The organism is Cryobacterium tagatosivorans (assembly GCF_004402215.1).
GTDB lineage: Bacteria > Actinomycetota > Actinomycetes > Actinomycetales > Microbacteriaceae > Cryobacterium > Cryobacterium tagatosivorans.
On sequence record NZ_SOEZ01000019.1, the window covers coordinates 1 to 1,464 of the forward strand.

The 1,464-nt window shown below is 64.7% G+C and carries 2 protein-coding genes; one reads left to right on the top strand and one right to left on the bottom strand.

Going from position 1 to position 1,464, the window contains the following annotated elements; translation table 11 throughout:
- Positions 1–175 precede the first annotated feature (175 nt).
- On the bottom strand, positions 176–736 hold the full coding sequence (locus E3O23_RS03810; protein ID WP_241983308.1) for an MmyB family transcriptional regulator: 561 nt from the start codon (positions 734–736) through the stop codon (positions 176–178).
- 492 nt (positions 737–1,228) lie between these two features.
- Between E3O23_RS03810 and E3O23_RS18350 the strand changes: the two genes are divergently transcribed.
- Positions 1,229–1,450, top strand: a complete 222-nt coding sequence (locus E3O23_RS18350; protein WP_198415124.1) for a hypothetical protein — start codon at positions 1,229–1,231, stop codon at positions 1,448–1,450.
- Positions 1,451–1,464: the final 14 nt, after the last annotated feature.

Below are 1,464 nucleotides of genomic sequence, written 5' to 3' on the forward strand. Positions count from 1 at the left end.
AACGTCATCAAGCAAACTCCGCGAATATCTTCACATCGTTCAGCTTGGGATGGTCCCGCTTGAGGCCGGGAAGCATTCCGCTTTCCGCACCTGTGGGGTACGTAGATATACATTACGGTCAGCTGGGGCGCCCGTCAAAACCGTGCGCTTCCCGGGCGTGTCTCTCGCTGTTCACCTAAGCGCCGGTCGCTGTTTCGTTGCCCTGGACCGAGATAGCTGCGCCCGAGGGGTACTCCTTGCCGGCGACCCAGCCAGCCAGGAGCTGGAGTCCGTCAGAGGAGGCGGAGCCGGGGACCCCGGCGTAGGCCAGGAGGAGCAGCTCCGGTTCTGCTGCCAGTTGCATGCCCTCGTAGGTAAGGTCCAGATCACCGACGATTGGGTGGTGGATGCTCTTGATACCGGTGCGGCGCTCTCGAACGATGTGCGAGGCCCAGAGAGTCCGGAACTGATCACTCCGAGTGGACAGCTCCCCCACCAGGTCGGTGAGGGCACGGGCGTATGGGTTTCGGCCGGCCTCGGTGTGGAGAATGGTGCGGAGAATCGCGACGATCTGTTCCGCGGTCGACTCCCAGTCGCGGTAGAAGTCCTGGGCGCGCGCGTCGAGGAACACGAACCGGGCCGCGTTCATCGGGCGTTCTGGATCTTCGAACAGGAAGCAGAACAAGGCTCTGCCGAGGTGGTTGGCCGCGATCGGGTCGAGGCGACCGTTCTGGACAAAGACGGGAACGGTCGACATCGCGTCGATGGTCTGCTGCACACTCTGCCGGACCAGCCTGGATCGGGAGGCCCGTCGTTTCGGTGGCCGGGAGCCGGAGCTGGCTCCCCGGCGAGGTCGAAGAGATGCGAGCGCTCAGCGTCGTCGAGCTGCAGGGCCCGGCGTATTCCCTCGAGCGCGGCGGCTGAGGCGCCCGTTGCGTTGCCACGTTCCAGGCGGAAGTAGTGTTCCGTACTCATCCCGGCGAGCAGGGCGACCACTTGCCGCCGGCCACTCGGTGGTCGCGACCGCTCGCGTCGCCGCGAAGGTCACCGAAACCATCGGCGAACACGAGAACCTCGTCGCCGTCTCCCTGGACATCACCGACGCTGATACGGCATCAAGACCACCATCGTCGAACCCGGCTTCTTCCGCACCGAACTCCTCGTCGAGGGTGCGTCCTCGATCTGGCCTGAACTCTCCATCGACCACTACGCCGAACGCACAGCCCGGACGATCACGGCGTGGAAGAGCATGAACGGCCTTCAGGGCGGAGACCCCACCAAGCTGGGTGCCGCGCTCCTGACAATCGCGGGGCTGGAACAACCGCCGCTGCGATTTGTCGCCGGGGCGGATGTCGTCGCCGAGGAAACGACCACCGGGAGGGTGGCCGTTAACGAGAAAACGGCCACCCCGGGAGGGTGGCCGTTAACGCAGGAAAGCCACCCCGAAGGGTGGCTTTCCTGGTATTTCTAAGTTAAGTCCGGCGG

Coding starts and splice junctions, on each gene's coding strand:
- E3O23_RS03810 (WP_241983308.1), bottom strand. CDS start 736: ATGTCGACCGTTCCCGTCTTTGTCCAGAACGGTCGCCTCGACCCGATC.
- E3O23_RS18350 (WP_198415124.1), top strand. CDS start 1,229: ATGAACGGCCTTCAGGGCGGAGACCCCACCAAGCTGGGTGCCGCGCTC.